The sequence below is a fragment of the Marinomonas sp. BSi20584 genome, assembly GCF_002792415.1.
GTDB lineage: Bacteria > Pseudomonadota > Gammaproteobacteria > Pseudomonadales > Marinomonadaceae > Marinomonas > Marinomonas polaris.
Window position 1 is genome coordinate 52,016 of the sequence record NZ_KZ454869.1, and the last position, 17,203, is coordinate 69,218.

Genomic DNA, 17,203 nt, shown 5'->3' on the forward strand with positions numbered 1-17,203 from the left:
CGAAGTGTTAGCCTTTATTCAAACTGGTGGTTTTTTCATGTGGCCGTTAATGGCGTGTTCCATCCTTACGCTGGCTATTATTATTGAGCGTTTTTGGACGCTTCGCAAAGCGGGTGTTGCACCAAAGGGGCTCTTGTCTGATGTTATGGCGAGATTGCGTGATGACAGAATGACCATTGAGTACATTCGTTCAATGCAGGCTAAAACTGGGCTGGCTTCTATTTTTGCTGCGGGACTATTAAATTCAAAGCATGGTCGTGGCGCAATGAAAGAAAGTGTTCAGGAAGCGGCAAGTCATGTTATTCATGAATTAGAACGTTTTATGAATACGCTTGGTACAATTGCAGCGATTTCGCCATTACTTGGCTTGTTGGGTACGGTTGTCGGTATGATTAAAGTCTTTTCAGTGTTGATGGAAAGTGGCGCAGGCAATACTGCGTTATTGGCTGGCGGCATTTCTGAAGCATTACTAACAACGGCGGCAGGTCTTGGTGTTGCTATTCCAGCTTTGATTTTCCATCGTTTTTTTAGTCGTAGAATAGATGAGCTTGTTGTCACTATGGAGCAGCAATCCACTAAGTTGATTGATTCGCTGCATGGTGATCGAGATAAGTCAGGAGTCGCACAGTGAAATTCCGTCGTCAAAAAATAGATGACGTTCAAATCAATATAACGCCTCTGATCGACGTCGTCTTTTTATTACTTATTTTCTTTATGGTTAGCACGACTTTTAACCAAAGTACTGAGTTGACGATTGATTTGCCAACCGCAACGTCAAATGCCCCAAGTTCTGATCGCTCTAAGAACGTAGAACTGGTGATTACAGCAGATGGTCAGTATGTCATTAATGGCCAGACACTTATCAATGAAAAAGTCGGTACTTTAATTCAAGGCTTAAAAGAAGTAACTGCAGGGGATTATACTCGACCGCTGATTATTACCGCAGACGCGAAAGCATCTTATGACATGGTTCTACGGGTTTACGATGCGGCAGCAAGTCTTGGTATTACAAAACTTGCCCATACTGCACAGAAAGAGCCGGTCCAGTGAGCGTAGAGTCATTATTTACACGTTCCTGGTATGGTCGTTGTGGTTGGACAAATGTATTTCGGCCGCTACAGCCGTTGATTAAAAAAGCGGTGCATAATAAACGCAAAGCTTTTTTAGCTCATCCAGAACTCTCATACAAAGCTCCGGTTCCAGTGATTGTTGTGGGAAATATTAGCGTTGGTGGAACGGGAAAGTCACCCATGGTTGTGGCGCTATGTGAGCTTTTAATTGAACATGGGTTTCACCCAGGTATTGTTTCCCGAGGCCATGGCGCAAAAATGGACACGCCGACACATGTATATCCAGATAGCTTGCCTAACGAAGTTGGTGACGAACCTGTGATGCTGGCTCGACGAGCCGCTTGTCCTATGGTGGTTTTCCCTAAAAGGGATGAAGCGGTAAAGCTCCTACTAAGTACAACAGACGTGAATGTCGTGGTGAGTGATGATGGCATGCAGCATTATCAGCTCAATAGAGATCTCGAGATTGCAATGCTGGATGCGACACGAGGCGTGGGTAACGGACATTTGTTACCTGTTGGTCCACTGCGAGAACCCATTGAACGACTTGCCGAAGTAGATTTTGTCGTTAGTGTTTCTGAGACGATGACTAAGCCCTTAGAAGCTTTGAATTTGCCAGTCACTTTAACAAGGCTAGTGTCCTCTAAATTGATTTCATTGGATGGAACCAAGAGTCTAGATTGCCATGAAGCATTTTCAGGTAATTCAAACTGGCATATCATGGCGGGAATTGGTAACCCCGAACGTTTTATGGCAACGCTAGAACGCTTTGGATTACAAAAGAAAAACATCACTCATCAGTGGTTTATTGATCATCATGCGTTTGAAGTAACCGATATCCCAGCTGATGGTGCTGTAATTATGACTGAGAAAGATGCAGTGAAGTGCCAATCTCTTGAATTATCGAATTCAAATATTTGGTATTTGCCGGTGTCTTTAGTGTTACCAACAAGCTTTCAACAAGCATTTTTAGAAAAAATTAACCTTATAAAAATGGATCATACCCATGAATAAAACCTTACTTGATATCCTTGTTTGTCCTGTTACTAAAGCTTCCCTTACTTTAAGTAAAGACGGAACTGAATTGATTAGCAAAGTGGGCGGCATGGCATATCCAGTTCGCGACGGCATTCCAGTTTTGTTGGAAACAGAAGCGCGCACATTAACAGCTGATGAACGTTTAGATACTGGCTCGGCAAAATGAAATCCTATAAAGTGCTGACAGTGTGCTTAGGCAATATTTGTCGATCACCAGCGGCGCAGGGTATTTTAGAAAGTGTTGCAGCTAAGCGTGATGTATTTTTAGAGCTTGATTCGGCTGGAACAGCGGCTTATCACCTGGGCAACCCGCCAGACTCACGATCTATTAAAGCGCTTCATCAGGTTGGCATTGATATTAGCCGTCAACAAGCTCGGCAAGTGACTAAAGATGACTTTCATAAGTTTGATTGGATTCTGGCGATGGACAGAGAGAATCTGTCCAATATCAAAAAAATCCAACCTCAAGACAGCAAAGCTAGATTAGTTATGTTCGGTGAGTTTTATGATCATGCTGCGTTTGGTGAGGTAGCGGATCCCTATTATGGTGGTGATGAAGGCTTTACTGAGATGAGAAAACACCTTTGTCGGATAGCTGATTCGTTTGTGCATCACCTTCATTCAAATAGAGAAGATTAAATCAGACAATGAAAATGCGATTCAATACCGAAGATGCTTTTGCGCAGCGCATTGAAAATTCCATTCAAGAAAATGTTTCCTTAGCCACATATAATACTTTTCGCTTTGATTACTCTGCTGAATATTTTGCGATAGCAGATACCTTGGAGGCATTAAAAGCCTTACTTGCCTGGGCAAAATATTTTCAACAAACTATCACCATGATTGGCGGTGGCAGTAATTTGCTTATTTCAGCAGATGTTTCTGGCCTTGTTGTCATTAATCGACTCTCTGGTATCAATGCAAGAGAGCACGCAGGTAACCTTGTTAGTTTGACCGTTGCTGCTGGTGAAAACTGGCATAAAATAGTTGAATACGCTGTCGCTCAAAGATGGTATGGAATAGAAAACCTCGCTTTAATTCCAGGTACTACTGGTGCTGCTCCAGTACAAAATATCGGCGCTTACGGTGTTGAAATAAAAGATGTCTTAGCTCGTGTTCAAGTTATCAATAGAAACACTGGCGATGTTTACTGGATAAACGGTAGAGACTGCGGGTTTGCTTATCGCGACAGTTATTTCAAATGTCAATGGAAGGATTTATTGCTCATAACCTCGGTTGAATTGTCACTGAAAAAACAATCAGAACTTTTATTAAGCTATGGCGGATTGTCTGAACGAATTGAAGGAAAGCCAAACATTCAAGCTGTGTTTGATACTGTATGTCGCGTTAGAAGTGAAAAACTACCTGATCCAGCAGTGTTAGCAAACTCAGGTAGTTTTTTTAAAAATCCGATTGTTAGCAAAATCCAGCATGATGAATTAAAAGAGTGCTTTCCTAATCTGGTATCTTTTCCATTTGAAGGAGGTTTTAAATTGGCTGCAGGATGGCTGATTGATCAAGCTGGTTGGAAGGGTAAGCAATATCAAGGTGTCGGTGTGTATGAAAAACAGGCGTTGGTGTTAGTGAATCATTCAGAAACCAACGCGACTGCTTTACTAGAGTTAGAAGCGCAAATAAAACAATCGGTTTTCGATAAGTATGGTGTTCACTTGGAGCGAGAGCCCGTTCAGTTGCCTCTTGGTATGGAGAAACTTAAGTGAAAGTTGGCGTGATGGATTCAGGAGCAGGGGGATTAACCATCCTTAATGCCATACACCAAAAACATCCTTATCTTGATCTGGTGTATTTGGCCGACGATGCTTTTGCACCATATGGCAGTAAAAGCATTACTCAATTACAAGATAGACTAGTAAAAGTTGGACGGTTTTTTGAGAATGAAAAGGTTTGCGCCATTGTTGTTGCTTGTAATACCGCGACGGTGGCGGCGATTGATGCACTTCGAGCTAGCACATTGTTGCCAATTATAGGTGTAGAGCCTGCTGTAAAACCTGCTTTTCGCCTTAGTAAAAAACGCAGAGTGGCGGTACTGGCAACACCTGTAACAGCTGAAAGTCCGCGCTTAAATCAATTGATCGATCTTTGGAAAGAGGACAGTCATGTATCTATTATGTCTAGCTCAACGTTAGCCTTTGACATTGATGCTTGGCCAGAAACAGAAGAAAAAGTTAAACAAACCATTGAGCAATTAAGCCAAGAAATGCTCGCTCAAAATATCGATACCTTGGTATTGGCTTGCACTCATTATCCTTTGGTTAAACATTTGTTTGAGCAAATACTGGGAAGTGAATGCGAAATCATAGAGCCTAGTGAAGGAGTGACAGCTCAGTTAATTCGTCGCCTCACAGAGTCTTATCCGAATGATATGAGCCAGTTACTTGATGCGGTTTCTAAACATCAAGACAGCAGTGAAAATCAAGGCAGTATAGAACTTTGCAGCTCACTTGGGTTTAAAAATATGCAGCGCCTGAATTCATGGGTTATATCATCAAGCGCCATTAAGGGCTGCAGGCACGTATTGATTTAGTGATTAATGGCTATTTTCAAAGAAAGCGATGATTCGATCCTTTTCCCACATGGCATCTTGATATCCTAAATCCATTAATGCTCGACAATACTGTGGTGTGAAGAGTAAGTAACTCGCTGCAGAACTGATTTTTTCTCTTGTTGAACCTCCGGCGGCTTTTAAAAGAATTCTAATGTTCTTAGGTAAAGTTGCTATGTAATGATGAGCTATCTCATTTAGCTCTTCTGATGGAGAAATAATTAATGTCTCCGTAGGGAGGTTTTGGTGATTGGCTTGTTTGTCCTTTGGAAGATCGCGAATAAGACTATTCATGATTTCTAATTGATAGATATCGTCTTCAAGATTGTCGATGAATGCGCTATTTAATAGTTGTCCGAGAATTTGAGCCATACTCGGTGCACTAGTGTCGACGTCTTTTTCCTGTGTTGCCCACTTCTTTGCACTTCGGTTGCCACTCACGCCAATGATAAATAGCTTATCTGCGCCTAATTTAAGAGCAGGATAAATTGCAGATTTTTGGCGTATAGCGCCATCGCCATAATAGTGATTATGAATTTTATGGGCAGGAAATATTGTTGGAATAGCGCTAGATGCTAATAGGTGATCGACCCCTAGGTTTGCTGCCACACCTTTTCGTCGGTTTCCTTGCCAGGCCTGTAACTCAGGAGTACCTTGAAAAAAAGTAGTCGATTCCCCTGTACTGTAACTCATTGCAGTGATAGCCAAAGCTTTCAGTTGATGTTTATCAATTGCATTATTTATTCTCGAAAAGTCCAAATGATTTGAGAGTAGTTCCTTTAACGGCGTGTTATCCATAAGCGCGATAGAGCTATCGTGATTATGGAGGTGGAAAAGCGATAATAGGGTTTTTGTTAGTGAACTAGCCACTGGCCAGCGTCCAACTGTGTAAATTTGATCTGGGGTTAAGTGACGCCAAACAAAAGCCAGTGAGGATACGGCTTTAGAAAAATTATCAGCATGAGACGCTAGCATGGTGGCATTTAACGCACCAGCAGAGGTGCCACATAATATGGGAAAGGGAAGAGGTGTATGTTTAGGGCGCATCTTTCCCATAGCAGATAAAACACCCACTTGATAGGCGGCACGAGCGCCACCGCCAGATAATATTAATGCATTGTTATTTGTCATAAAGGCTCGCTTAGTCTGAATCTGTTCAAGCATTTCATGTATCTCATAAAATACTATTTTCTTCTATTAAAACAATCACTCGCTTTTATGCAGTATGGTGCGAGCTGGCGAATAATGCCACACCTTGATATAAGTATTTTGAATGATATTAGGCTCTTGTTATTACTAATTGTAGACTGTCTAAGCAATCTACTTCACAATCCTAGCTATACTCTTTAAAGCAATAGATACAAAAGATAAATCGATACTTTTTGAATAATAAGAAAAAGGATAAAACCATGATTTCTTCTGTCGTCATTAGTGGAGTTGGTCTTTGGACTCCCGCATACAGCATTAGCAATGAGGAGCTGGTAGATAGCTATAATGCGTGGGTTGAGCAATTTAATGCCAAAAACGCTGATGCTATTGAGAAAGGTCAAATAGAAGCTAAGCCTCTTTCTAGTGCTGCATTTATTGAAAAGGCATCCGGTATAAAAAGTCGCTATATTTATTCAAAAGACGGTGCATTAGATATCAATCGAATGCGCCCAATACTTGAAATTCGCAACGATGAACAAATCTCCCATCAAGCAGAAATGGCTATCGCTGCTGCAAAAAAAGCCCTTGATGCGGCAAATAAAAAAGCCAGCGATATAGATATGGTGATTGTTTCATGTGCTTATACGCAGCGTTCTTATCCTGCTATCGCAATTGAGGTGCAATCAGCTTTAGGTATTGAGGGGTTTGGTTTTGATATGCTGGTTGCGTGCTCGGCCGCTACTTTTGGTTTGCAGCGTGCTGTTGATGCAATAAAAGCAGGCTCCTCAAAGGGCGTGCTGGTGATAAACCCTGAACTGACATCTCCTCAAGTTAACTACATGGATAGGGATTCGCACTTTATCTTTGGTGATGTGGCAACCGCAGTGGTAGTTGAGAGCAGCGAAACTTGTCAGTCAGCGCATTCTTTTGATGTGCTAAGTAGCAAATGTATTACTTCCTACTCGAATAATATACGCTCTAACTTTGGCTATACGACACGCGTCACTGATGAAGACCCTTATTCGGCAGATATGTTGTTTCATCAGAATGGTAGAAAAGTTTTCAAGGAAGTTTGCCCGATGGCAGCAGATCATATTGAAAATCATTTGAAGAGCCAGGGTATTCAAGTGTCACAACTAAAACGTTGGTGGTTACATCAAGCTAATATCAATATGAATTTGTTAATCAGTAAACGATTACTAGGCCGCGACGCGACGCTTGAAGAGGCGCCAGTGGTTCTTGATGAATATGCAAATACTGCTTCTGCTGGCTCTATTATTGCTTTTGCTAAGCACCATAAAGACTTGGCTGCAGGCGATATTGGTGTGATTTGTTCGTTTGGCGCAGGTTATTCGATAGGGAGCTTAATACTACGTAAGCGTTAATTACTCATTCTTTTCGATACTTGAATAAATTGTCTAAGTTCAGTAATACCTAAGTTAAGTCATTGAAACAGATGCGATTATAAGAGAGACTAATTGCATCGGTTTCAATGACTTAATAGGGCATTTAAAATATGGCAATTCATCCTCAAGCAGGGCAGCTTGCTTCTCACGATTTACTTGTAAATCTCCCTGAACTTATGTCGGCTTATTATCTAAAAAAGCCTCGAGTTACTACTCACCCGGATGAACGAGTCAGCTTTGGTACATCAGGTCATCGTGGTAGTGCCTTATTAACCAGTTTTAATGAAAATCATATCTTAGCCATTGCTCAGGCTATTGCCGAATACCGCCAATCTCAGAATATATTTGGTCCGTTATACTTAGGTAAAGACACACATGCTTTGTCTGAAGCTGCTTTTCAAACAACAGTGAGCGTGCTCACGGCTAATGGTGTGAGGGTTCGCACTCAGCTGAATGGCGGTTACACGCCAACGCCGGTTATTTCTCACGCAGTATTAACACACAACAAGATAGAAACAGACACTAGTGATGGCATTGTTATTACGCCTTCTCATAATCCGCCGGAAGACGGCGGTATTAAATATAATTCCAGTAAAGGTGGCCCAGCAGACAAAGATATTACCGACTGGGTAGCAAAAAGAGCGAACGCTTTGCTGGAAAAAAATCTACAAGGCGTAAAGCGTTTTTCGTTAGAAGAAGTAGAATGCAGCGGATTAATAGAGCCTTTTGACTATATTAATCATTACGTGAATGATCTTGAAAATGTCATTGATATGAAAGCCATCGCTGATGCGAAGATTCGCATTGGTGTTGATCCTATGGGCGGCTCAGGCATTCATTATTGGGAACCCATTGCAAAAAAATATGGTTTAGACATTACCGTTGTTAATAAAGAAGTTGATCCAACCTTCCGTTTTGTGCCGCTTGATAAAGATGGTCGTATCCGCATGGATTGTTCTTCACCGTATTCCATGAAAGGATTGTTAAAGTTGAAAGATGACTTTGATATTGCAGTGGGTAATGATCCTGATTATGACCGTCACGGCATTGTATGTGCTGGCTTTGGGTTAATGAATCCAAATGCGTATCTAGCGGTTGCAATTGAGTACTTATCACAACACAGAAAGCAATGGTCTCAAGATATTCAGTTTGGCAAAACGCTCGTTTCCAGCGGCATGATTGATCGGGTGGTAGCTGGACTTGGTCGTAAGTTGTGTGAAGTGCCAGTTGGTTTTAAGTGGTATGTAGAAGGTTTATACGAAGGCACTATGGCGTTTGGTGGAGAAGAAAGCGCGGGAGCATCTTTCCTACGTAAAGACGCGAGTGTTTGGACCACTGATAAAGATGGATTCATAATGGCTTTGCTTGCTGCCGAGATCTTAGCTGTAACAGGTAACGATCCGCAGACACTTTATGAAGCGCAAGTTGCTAAATATGGTAAGCCTTTTTACAAGCGTATCGATGTAGCGGCAACGACAGCTCAAAAAGCTTTATTGGGAGCGTTAGACGCAAAAGATGTTAAGCAAACGCAATTGGCTGGTGAAACGATTGTGTCTGTATTAACGCATGCACCGGGCAATGATGCCGCTATTGGTGGTTTGAAAGTTTCTACTGAAAATGGTTGGTTTGCGGCTAGACCATCTGGCACGGAAAATGTTTATAAAATCTACTTAGAAAGCTTTATATCAGAAGATCACCTTGCTGAACTAGAAAGTGAGGCGAAAGCCTTAGTGGATAGTGTGCTAGGTAGTTAGTAGATATCCAACTTAAAATAAACCTGTAATGAAAAATGCCGCTTATTCTTATAAAAAGGTAAGCGGCATTTTTTGTGTTCAGAGAATAAGGTAAGAGGGATTAAATTTCCGACAACCTAGATAGCCATTTAGTCAACTGGAAGCCCATTTTATCACTTAGCTTTTGCGCTGCCGCTTTGAGTTCTTTAGCGTTACGGTGGTTTATTCTTTTACCAGCGATAATGACCCAATTACCACTGCCGGTATCTAATGCTCGTACGTCGTTGAAGTGCTGTTTGATTATGGCGGTGAGTTCATGGTTGCTCTTCTGATCGATCCAACAATTTAAAGCTAACCAACCATCTTCTTTGATATTTTTCGCACAATTCTCAATAAAACTTGCTTGAAGAACAGAGCGATCCATTCCTTCGGTGTTATAAAGATCGGTCATTAATACATCGACTTTTTTAGGTAAGCCTTCAGCCATGTAATCAATAGCGTTGGCGACTTCTAAACTGATGCGCTTGCCTCTAGGTAATTTGAAATACATCTCAGCAGCATCCATCACTTCTTGACGAAGTTCGACTGCAGTAATATGAATTGCAGGAACAGTATAGTGAAGCGCGTTAAGTAAGGTTCCGCCTCCAAGACCTAATATACAGACTCGTTTTGGCTCACAGAATAGTAAAGGTAGCATCATGGCTTGAGTGTATTCGTGCTGTAAAATATGTGGAGTAGAAAGGCGGATACGACTTTGCTCATCACCTTCAGCAAAAGATAGGATGCGGTATTGACCATCATCAAAAATGCGAATTGGGCCAAGTTCATCTGCGCTGTCATGCAATAACATAGTGTTCCTTCAATAAAAATAGATAAGGCTCGAATAACCGAGCCTTATTGATAAGCTTTAAGCGTTTAAAACTACTCGACTCGTGCTTCTCGGAGATGCTTCAAGATTGCCTGCACTGGATGAGGAATGGCAACATCATCAAAACGCTTGGCTTGGCTACGGCAAGAGTAGCCTGTTGCCACTAGCTTTCCGAGTAAGCCAGGGTCGGTTACTTTTTCTTTCCAAGACAAGTCATAAATGGTTTTCGAGGTTTCTTTATTGGCGGTTTCATGACCATAGGTCCCCGCCATGCCACAACAACCGACGTTTTCGACTTTTAGTTCCAGACCTAAAATGCTGTACACTTTTTGCCAATCTTGAATTGATGCTGCAGCATTGGTTTTTTCTGTGCAATGCGTCATTAGGTGGTAAGTTGAGTTATCACACATCAAAGGCTGCTTAATGAGATGTGCACTTTTTTTCATCAACCATTCTTGCATCAACTGGATGTTCGGTATTTGACGACTATCGCTAAAGGCTTTGGTGTATTCCGATCGATAAGTAAGCGTCATCGAAGGGTCAATACCGATAAATGGTAAGCCATAAAATGCCAAGCTTTGCAGCATGTCTAAGTTCTTTCGAGCAGTTCGGTTAAAAGCTTTCATGAAACCATGTACATGTAAGGGTTTGCCATTAGGCATGTAAGGTGCGAGATAAGCTTGGAAGCCTAGACGACTTAGAGTTTCCATAGTGTCTAGTACCAATTCGGTTTCAAAGTAACTGGTGAAAGCATCTTGCACCACAATAACGGCGCGCGTTCTGTCTTTTGGACTTAAGGCTTCAATGGCCAATGGTGTAGCTAAGCGAATGCCACGACGCGACATTTCTTTTTTCAGATTGAGCTTGCTCAGTTTGGGATTGTCGGCCAAACCTATGTATTTGCTACTGAAGTGATTCACCCAACTACGGCTCACCAACCAATTGTATGGCTGCGGAAATATCGCCATGGTTGGCATCATGAATTCTAGCGAGCCGATAAGATAATCTTTGGCGGGTCGCAGGTAACGGCTGTAGTAAAGCTCCAAGAATTTTGCCCTGAATTCTGGGACATCGACTTTAATTGGGCATTGGCCGACACAAGATTTACACGCCAAGCAGCCCATCATAGATTCATGAACTTCGTTGGAGAAATCATAGTCTCCGCGACGTTTCGCTAACGTGTTTTTAAGCCTTGGCAAGAAGCTGAAAAGAAAGTTGCTATCTTTGGCGTCTTTGCTTGCTTTAACCGTATCAACGCCTTGCTGGCTCATTCCACGTAGCCATTCACGTATTAATGAGGCACGACCTTTTGGCGAATGACGGCGATCTCGGGTGCCTTTCCAGGAAGGGCACATAGCATCATTTGGATCAAAGTTATAGCAGGCGCCGTTGCCGTTGCAATACATGCCTTCCTGAAACTGATCGCGGTTTTGAAGCGGAATCTGACGATCAAATTGACCACGCAAAGGTACCGCATCGATTTTTAATAAATCAGCACCGAGTTCAAATGGTGTAGCAATTTTTCCAGGATTTAATTGATTTCTTGGATCGAAAGCGCCTTTCACTTGTTGAACACTTGGGTAAAGTTCGCCAAAAAAAGCTGGGGCGTATTCAGAGCGAACACCTTTACCATGCTCGCCCCACAGTAAGCCGTTGTATTTCTGAGTGAGGGCAACCACCTTGTCGGTGATTTCTCTAATCATCGGCTCTTGAGACTCATCCTTAAGATCAAGGGCTGGGCGAACATGTAATACGCCCGCATCTACGTGTCCGAACATGCCATATTGCACGTTGTAGCTGTCTAGAACGGCGCGAAATTCCATAATGAAGTCTGCAAGATTTTCTGGCGGAACAGCAGTATCTTCGACGAAGGGAATAGGGCGTTTTTCTCCCTTAGCGTTACCGAGCAGACCAACGGATTTTTTACGCATTGTCCAAAGCTTGTTAACACTGTCGTGTCCCATGGCAATGGTATAACCAAGAGCGCTACTACCGCCTTGTTTGGCTAAGGCATCTAGCTTGTCGGTTAGGACCTTAATTTTATCGGCAACTTCTTGTTCATCATTCCCTGTGTATTCTACTAGATTAATGCCTTGGATATTTTCCCCGGTGTTTTCTGGGAAAAACTCAGATACGGAGTTCCAAATGATGTCGCCTTTAGCAAGACCGAGAACTTTGGAGTCGACGGTTTCGATAGAGGTTGGTTTAGCAGCCAGTAGTTCACGAGCATGACGAAGCGAACCTTCAAAGCTGTCATAACGAATATTCACTAAGGCTGCATAAGTCGGAATAGCTAGAAGGTTTACTTTGGCTTCGACAATAAAACCTAATGTGCCTTCTGAGCCGCAAAGCACCGAGTTCATATTGAATTGGCCATCCTCTGTGCGAATGTGAGCCAAATCATAGCCGGTTAAGCAGCGGTTAAGTTCAGGAAAGGTTTCTTTGATTTGTTGGGCTTTGCTTTTCTGAATGTTATCTACAACACGGTGAGCATGGGCAGAGTAATCGCTACCGCTTTGAATGTTAGTAAGTGTCTCGTCATCTATAGGAGAAGATTCTAATAGATGCCCATCTAACAATACGGTTTTGAGTGAAAGAATGTGGTCTCGCGTTTTTCCATACATTACCGAGCCTTGTCCGCTGGCATCGGTATTGATCATGCCGCCAATGGTGGCACGATTGCTGGTTGATAATTCTGGTGCGAAAAACAAACCATGGGGCTTTATGGCTTTATTTAGCTGATCTTTTACCACACCAGCTTCAACACGAGCCCAACCTTCTTCTGGGTTAATTTCCAAAATACGGTTCATATGCTTGGATAGATCAATCACTAATCCATCCGTCAGCGACTGACCGTTGGTACCTGTTCCACCGCCTCTAGGGCTTAACACGATATCGTAAAATTCTTCTTGGTTGGATAACTGCACCAACAACTGAATATCTTGGGTATTCTTAGGGAAGATAACTCCTTGAGGCAATACTTGATAAATTGAGTTATCGGTCGACAGAACAACGCGATTGGCGTAATCAGGATTGGTGTCTCCTGAGAATCCTGAAGCTTTCAGGCGTTCGATGAAAGAAAGGTATTTAGCCTGGATCGGCGAGACTTCAGAAAGCTTTGGAATCATGGTTCATCTCCACAAATGATGAGTGCGCAGATTTTAACAAAGAAACGTCTATGAGAGTGATTTTTCTGAGTTGAAAAAAAGTGTGTGATACCCCTCTAAAAACTCATGTTACTATGCAAAGGATTTCCATTTACCGTAACTGGGTTTATTTGTGTCTTTCATTCAGCCAATCACTTTGTCACCAGCTTGCCAGCAATCGCCTAAGATTCAATATGAATTAGATATTTACCGTGGCGATCTTGAACACCCTAATGCTCCGGGCAATAAATGGCATAAACTGCAACATCACCTTAAAGCAGCCGAAAAACAAAACGCCTCTGTCATCGCGACCTTTGGTGGGCCTTTTTCGAATCATCTTCATGCTTTTGGCATGACACTTAGAACTTTGCCCTTTAAAGCGGTTGCTGTTGTTCGGGGAGAATTGCAGCCCCAATTGACTCCTACTTTAAGCGACATGGTCGAAGATGGTGTTGAGTTATGGCCTTCTTTAAGATCCGATTATCGACTTGGCATGGACTCACAAATAGTTAGTGAAATAAACAAACACCACGATAATGTCTACTGGGTTCCAGAAGGTGGTGGTGGGGGGCTTGGTGCTATGGGTTGTCATGATTGGGCGAACAACATTAGTGCTATTAATGACAAATACGATGCTTGGGTTGTCTCGTCTGGAACGGGGACAACCGCAGCAGGGTTTTTGTCTAATATCAATACGCCTGATTTACATATACTCAGCGCATTAAAAGGTGAGCCTGCTCAAAGATGCTTAATTTTAGACTTAGCGAGCAAGCTAGCTGCTGAGTCAATGTCAAAAGAGAGCTTAGATACAAAATTGTTCTTTCATTCCGATTGCCATGAAGGTGGTTATGCCAAACAAAGCCCTGCCTTAATCGCCTTTATGAGAGAGTTTTCACAACTAAATCCTAGCTATCCACTTGATCCGATTTATACCAGTAAAAGCATGTTTGCTATTTTTAATGCGATGAAAGAGGGGGCTTGGCCGTATCGCCGTACATTATTTATCCATACAGGTGGTTTGCAAGGCTGGCGAGGATATTCAAAAGATACTAATCCCTACGCGTGTTCTTAACGAGATGGCGATAGTTGGCGTCTTCATGTTAAAGTTGCCCAACTTATGTAAAACCCATGCGAAAAATAAAAACCGTTATAAATACTTTAGTGGGTTGATTTGTTTACATCGATAGACGGGAAGAGAATGACACATGAGTCTTTTTAGACGTGTTGGTATTATTGCTCGATTAGATAAACCTCAGATTCTTGATACGGTTAAGAAACTGATGGAGTATCTTCAAGAAAAAGACATTGCGCCGGTGCTTGAAGACCAATTGGCGACCATGATGCCGGGCGTGAAAGTCGCATCTTCGGCATTAAAAGAGTTAGGTGATCATTGTGATATGGTCATGGTAGTGGGAGGTGACGGTAGTTTCCTTGGCGCTGCTAGAGCAATATGTAATTACGACATTCCTGTGCTAGGTATCAACCGAGGTACGTTGGGTTTTCTAACAGATATCTCTCCACACAATCTTCAAGAAGAATTAGATCCTATTTTTCGTGGTGAATACCATGAAGAAAAGCGCTTTATGATTGAAGCGAAAATCAAGCGTCAGAATCGTCCTAGTGGCGAAGGTATTGCGCTCAATGATTTGGTTCTTCACCCTGGTAAGTCTGCTCGAATGATTCGTTTTGATCTATTTATAGACGATCAGTTTGTGATGAATCAAAAATCAGACGGTTTAATTGTTGCCACGCCAACAGGCTCAACGGCTTACGCGCTGTCTGCTGGTGGCCCGATTATGCTGCCTAAATTAGATGCCTTAGTCTTGGTGCCGATGCATCCACACACGTTAAGTAATCGACCTATCGTGATTGATGCAAATGCAAGAATCCGCATTGTAGTATGTGAATCTAACCTTACTTACCCAAGCGTCAGTTGCGATGGCCAGCTTAATATTACAGCAGCACCAGGAGATGAGATCCACATCACTAAAAAAGCCGGTGGAATTCGACTAATACACCCTAAAAATCATGACTTTTATAACGTGTGTCGTGACAAGCTAGGTTGGCAATCAAGTTACCGCCCTTAAACCGTTGGGTTGTAGTTAAATTTTTAATCATTTTATAAATATATCCTCTTTAGGGGCTCCATGTATTTTGTCTATCAGTTCAAAGAAACAGAAGACCCTAAAGGGTTAACCGAAGCCTTGTGGCACCATAAAGTTGCACACCAAATTATTTTCAAAGATGGTCATAATGAATTGTGGTTGTTGGATCCAAGCCAATTACCCGCAGTTGAACAACTTATGACGATTTGGAAAGACGATCCAGCGTTGTTGCAGCAAGCCAAACCAGCTTCTGTAGTTAGAACAACCTCTAAGGGTGGGGTTATTTCTCAGCTCAAATTGTCGCCAGTAACGACAATCTTATTATTGTTAACTTTGCTGGTGGCGGTGATTACTCAACTTGGCGCAGACATCAAGACAGTTGGCTACTTTTCTATCAGTCCATTCGATATTAAAAATGGGCATATTTACTTTTATGATTTGGCTGAAGTCTTCTCTAAAGGTGAGTATTGGCGTTTTTTTACTCCAGCATTATTGCATTTTAGTGTGCTCCATATTGTCTTTAACACCTTATGGATCTGGGATATTGGCGGTAAATTAGAGCGTATTCTAGGATCGGTCGTTTGGAGTGTTGGTGTTGTCATCATTGCTGTACTAAGTAACGTTTTACAGTATCAGATAAGTGGTTACCCTTTGTTTGGTGGTTTATCTGGTGTGGTGTACGGTTTAATTGGTTTTGCATGGCTTTTGCCTGTTTTAAGTAAGCGCTGGCCAATCATTATCAGCAAACAATTGATGGTGTTCTTTGTGGTTTGGCTGGGTATAGGTTATACGCCTTTTCCTGAAATGTTAGGTCTTGGCAGTATTGCCAATACGGCTCATACCATTGGTTTGCTGTCAGGATTAGTGCTTGGTGTTATTTATTGGCTCGCGACAAAACACCGTCAAAGTTAGTTAGACTAGGCCTATGCCTGTATTTCAACTTATAGATTTCACTTTATATTTTACTTATCAGATTTTAACAACAGCCTGCTTGAACGCGGGGAGATACGAAAAATGAATTTTAAAGAAATGATCGACAATATGTCGCCTGAAGTGTACGTCAGACTGAAACAAGCAGTGGAACTTGGTAAATGGCCCAATGGTGTGAGATTGACGCCTGATCAAACAGAATTATGTCTTCAAGCTGTTATAACTTATGACTACAGCAATAAAGAAGAAAAAGATCGTGTTGGTTACATCGACACCACAGGTCATAAAAACGTCGGTAAAAAAGACCCTGCTAAAGAACAAGACACCATTAAATGGGTTGGCGATGGTCCTGAGGGACAAGTTTGATGTTGCAGGGCAATCTTAAAAAAATGTCGACTGAGGTTCATGATGGCCAAGTTTATTACCATCAGAATTTGGGGAATGATCGTGTGTTGGTTAATGACCTGCTGGGCAAAAAAGTATCTTTGCATCTTGATGGAACGATTCATTGTGTTAATTGCGGCAAGGTAACAAAGAAATCGTTTAGCCAAGGTTTTTGCTTTAATTGCTTTCGGAAATTGGCCGCTTGCGACACTTGCATCATGAGTCCAGAAAAGTGTCACTTTCACTTAGGAACCTGCCGAGAGCCTGAATGGGCTGAGCAGTATTGCATGCAAAGCCATTATGTTTATTTGGCTAATTCATCAGCTTTAAAAGTAGGCATCACTCGAGGTGATCAATTGCCTACGCGATGGATTGATCAAGGGGCAACACAAGCTAGGGCTTTGTTTAGAGTACAAAACCGCAGAATGTCTGGTTTAGTCGAAACCTTATTTAAAACCCAAGTGGCGGATAAAACTAATTGGCGCAATATGCTCAAAGGATCATCCATTGAGATGGATCTTGAGCAAGAGCAAGAACGTTTAATTGATCGACTTTATGAAGGACTGGATTCCTTGCAACATGAATTTGGGTTGCAGTCCATTACCGATTTATCCGATGAAAATGAAACTCATGAATTTACCTACCCAGTTTTAGAATACCCAACCAAAATTACCAGCCTTAACGCAGAAAAAACGCCTCTCATCGAAGGTACTTTGATGGGGATTAAAGGCCAATATTGGATGCTAGACACTGGCGTTATAAACATTCGTAAATACACTGGTTATCAAGCGACACTGAACTTTTAGGAGAG

Annotated in this window: 17 protein-coding genes; 14 read left to right on the forward strand and 3 right to left on the reverse strand. The window is 42.1% G+C overall.

The window, feature by feature from the left end; genetic code table 11:
- Window positions 1-4 precede the first annotated feature (4 nt).
- The 7 genes from TY87_RS01850 to murI are packed head-to-tail and all read left to right on the forward strand — an operon-like array spanning window position 5 to window position 4,653.
- A complete protein-coding gene (locus TY87_RS01850; protein ID WP_072839110.1) occupies window positions 5-631 on the forward strand; it encodes a MotA/TolQ/ExbB proton channel family protein in 627 nt (208 codons plus the stop codon).
- Window positions 628-1,050, forward strand: a complete 423-nt coding sequence (locus TY87_RS01855; protein ID WP_072839109.1) for an ExbD/TolR family protein — start codon at window positions 628-630, stop codon at window positions 1,048-1,050. Before TY87_RS01850 ends, TY87_RS01855 begins: the two co-directional genes overlap by 4 nt.
- A complete protein-coding gene (lpxK, locus tag TY87_RS01860; protein ID WP_100185785.1) occupies window positions 1,047-2,084 on the forward strand; it encodes a tetraacyldisaccharide 4'-kinase in 1,038 nt (345 codons plus the stop codon). Before TY87_RS01855 ends, lpxK begins: the two co-directional genes overlap by 4 nt.
- On the forward strand, window positions 2,077-2,274 hold the full coding sequence (locus TY87_RS01865; protein WP_100185786.1) for a Trm112 family protein: 198 nt from the start codon (window positions 2,077-2,079) through the stop codon (window positions 2,272-2,274). Before lpxK ends, TY87_RS01865 begins: the two co-directional genes overlap by 8 nt.
- Window positions 2,271-2,747 carry a low molecular weight protein-tyrosine-phosphatase gene (locus TY87_RS01870; RefSeq protein WP_100185787.1) on the forward strand — a complete coding sequence of 159 codons (477 nt, stop codon included), beginning with the start codon at window positions 2,271-2,273 and terminating at the stop codon, window positions 2,745-2,747. The genes TY87_RS01865 and TY87_RS01870 overlap by 4 nt, the downstream gene beginning before the upstream one ends.
- 8 nt (window positions 2,748-2,755) lie before the next feature.
- Entirely contained in the window at window positions 2,756-3,829 is a 1,074-nt protein-coding gene (gene murB, locus TY87_RS01875) for a UDP-N-acetylmuramate dehydrogenase (protein ID WP_100185788.1), read from the forward strand.
- Complete coding sequence (gene murI / locus TY87_RS01880; protein WP_100185789.1) at window positions 3,826-4,653, forward strand: glutamate racemase; 828 nt, start codon at window positions 3,826-3,828, stop codon at window positions 4,651-4,653. The genes murB and murI overlap by 4 nt, the downstream gene beginning before the upstream one ends.
- Window positions 4,654-4,656: 3 nt before the next feature.
- Here the strand turns inward: murI and TY87_RS01885 are convergent, their stop codons facing one another.
- A complete protein-coding gene (locus TY87_RS01885) occupies window positions 4,657-5,802 on the reverse strand; it encodes a patatin-like phospholipase family protein (protein WP_232617040.1) in 1,146 nt (381 codons plus the stop codon).
- 278 nt (window positions 5,803-6,080) lie between these two features.
- Between TY87_RS01885 and TY87_RS01890 the strand changes: the two genes are divergently transcribed.
- Window positions 6,081-7,205 carry a beta-ketoacyl-ACP synthase III gene (locus TY87_RS01890; RefSeq protein WP_100185791.1) on the forward strand — a complete coding sequence of 375 codons (1,125 nt, stop codon included), beginning with the start codon at window positions 6,081-6,083 and terminating at the stop codon, window positions 7,203-7,205.
- A gap of 131 nt (window positions 7,206-7,336) precedes the next feature.
- Window positions 7,337-8,980, forward strand: coding sequence for a phosphoglucomutase (alpha-D-glucose-1,6-bisphosphate-dependent) (gene pgm, locus TY87_RS01895; protein ID WP_100185792.1), 1,644 nt, complete (start codon window positions 7,337-7,339; stop codon window positions 8,978-8,980).
- Between the two features lie 100 nt (window positions 8,981-9,080).
- On the opposite strand, the gene TY87_RS01900 is transcribed toward pgm, so the two are convergent.
- Window positions 9,081-9,809: a spermidine synthase gene (locus tag TY87_RS01900; protein ID WP_100185793.1), complete on the reverse strand. Its 729-nt coding sequence runs from the start codon at window positions 9,807-9,809 to the stop codon at window positions 9,081-9,083.
- Between the two features lie 71 nt (window positions 9,810-9,880).
- Entirely contained in the window at window positions 9,881-12,955 is a 3,075-nt protein-coding gene (gene ydiJ, locus TY87_RS01905; RefSeq protein ID WP_100185794.1) for a D-2-hydroxyglutarate dehydrogenase YdiJ, read from the reverse strand.
- A 151-nt stretch (window positions 12,956-13,106) separates the two neighbouring features.
- Here ydiJ and TY87_RS01910 point away from each other — a divergent pair, with 151 nt between their 5' ends.
- The 5 genes from TY87_RS01910 (at window position 13,107) to TY87_RS01930 (ending at window position 17,198) form a co-directional block, all read left to right on the forward strand.
- Entirely contained in the window at window positions 13,107-14,045 is a 939-nt protein-coding gene (locus TY87_RS01910; protein ID WP_100185795.1) for a 1-aminocyclopropane-1-carboxylate deaminase/D-cysteine desulfhydrase, read from the forward strand.
- A 133-nt stretch (window positions 14,046-14,178) separates the two neighbouring features.
- Window positions 14,179-15,060, forward strand: a complete 882-nt coding sequence (locus tag TY87_RS01915) for an NAD(+) kinase (protein WP_012069864.1) — start codon at window positions 14,179-14,181, stop codon at window positions 15,058-15,060.
- Between the two features lie 60 nt (window positions 15,061-15,120).
- On the forward strand, window positions 15,121-15,990 hold the full coding sequence (locus TY87_RS01920) for a rhomboid family intramembrane serine protease (protein WP_100185796.1): 870 nt from the start codon (window positions 15,121-15,123) through the stop codon (window positions 15,988-15,990).
- 102 nt (window positions 15,991-16,092) lie between these two features.
- Entirely contained in the window at window positions 16,093-16,374 is a 282-nt protein-coding gene (locus tag TY87_RS01925) for a YeaC family protein (protein ID WP_072839098.1), read from the forward strand.
- The gene (locus TY87_RS01930) at window positions 16,374-17,198 is read left to right on the forward strand and encodes a DUF2797 domain-containing protein (protein WP_100185797.1); all 825 of its coding nucleotides are present in this window, start codon (window positions 16,374-16,376) and stop codon (window positions 17,196-17,198) included. The genes TY87_RS01925 and TY87_RS01930 overlap by 1 nt, the downstream gene beginning before the upstream one ends.
- The last annotated feature ends 5 nt before the right edge of the window (window positions 17,199-17,203 follow it).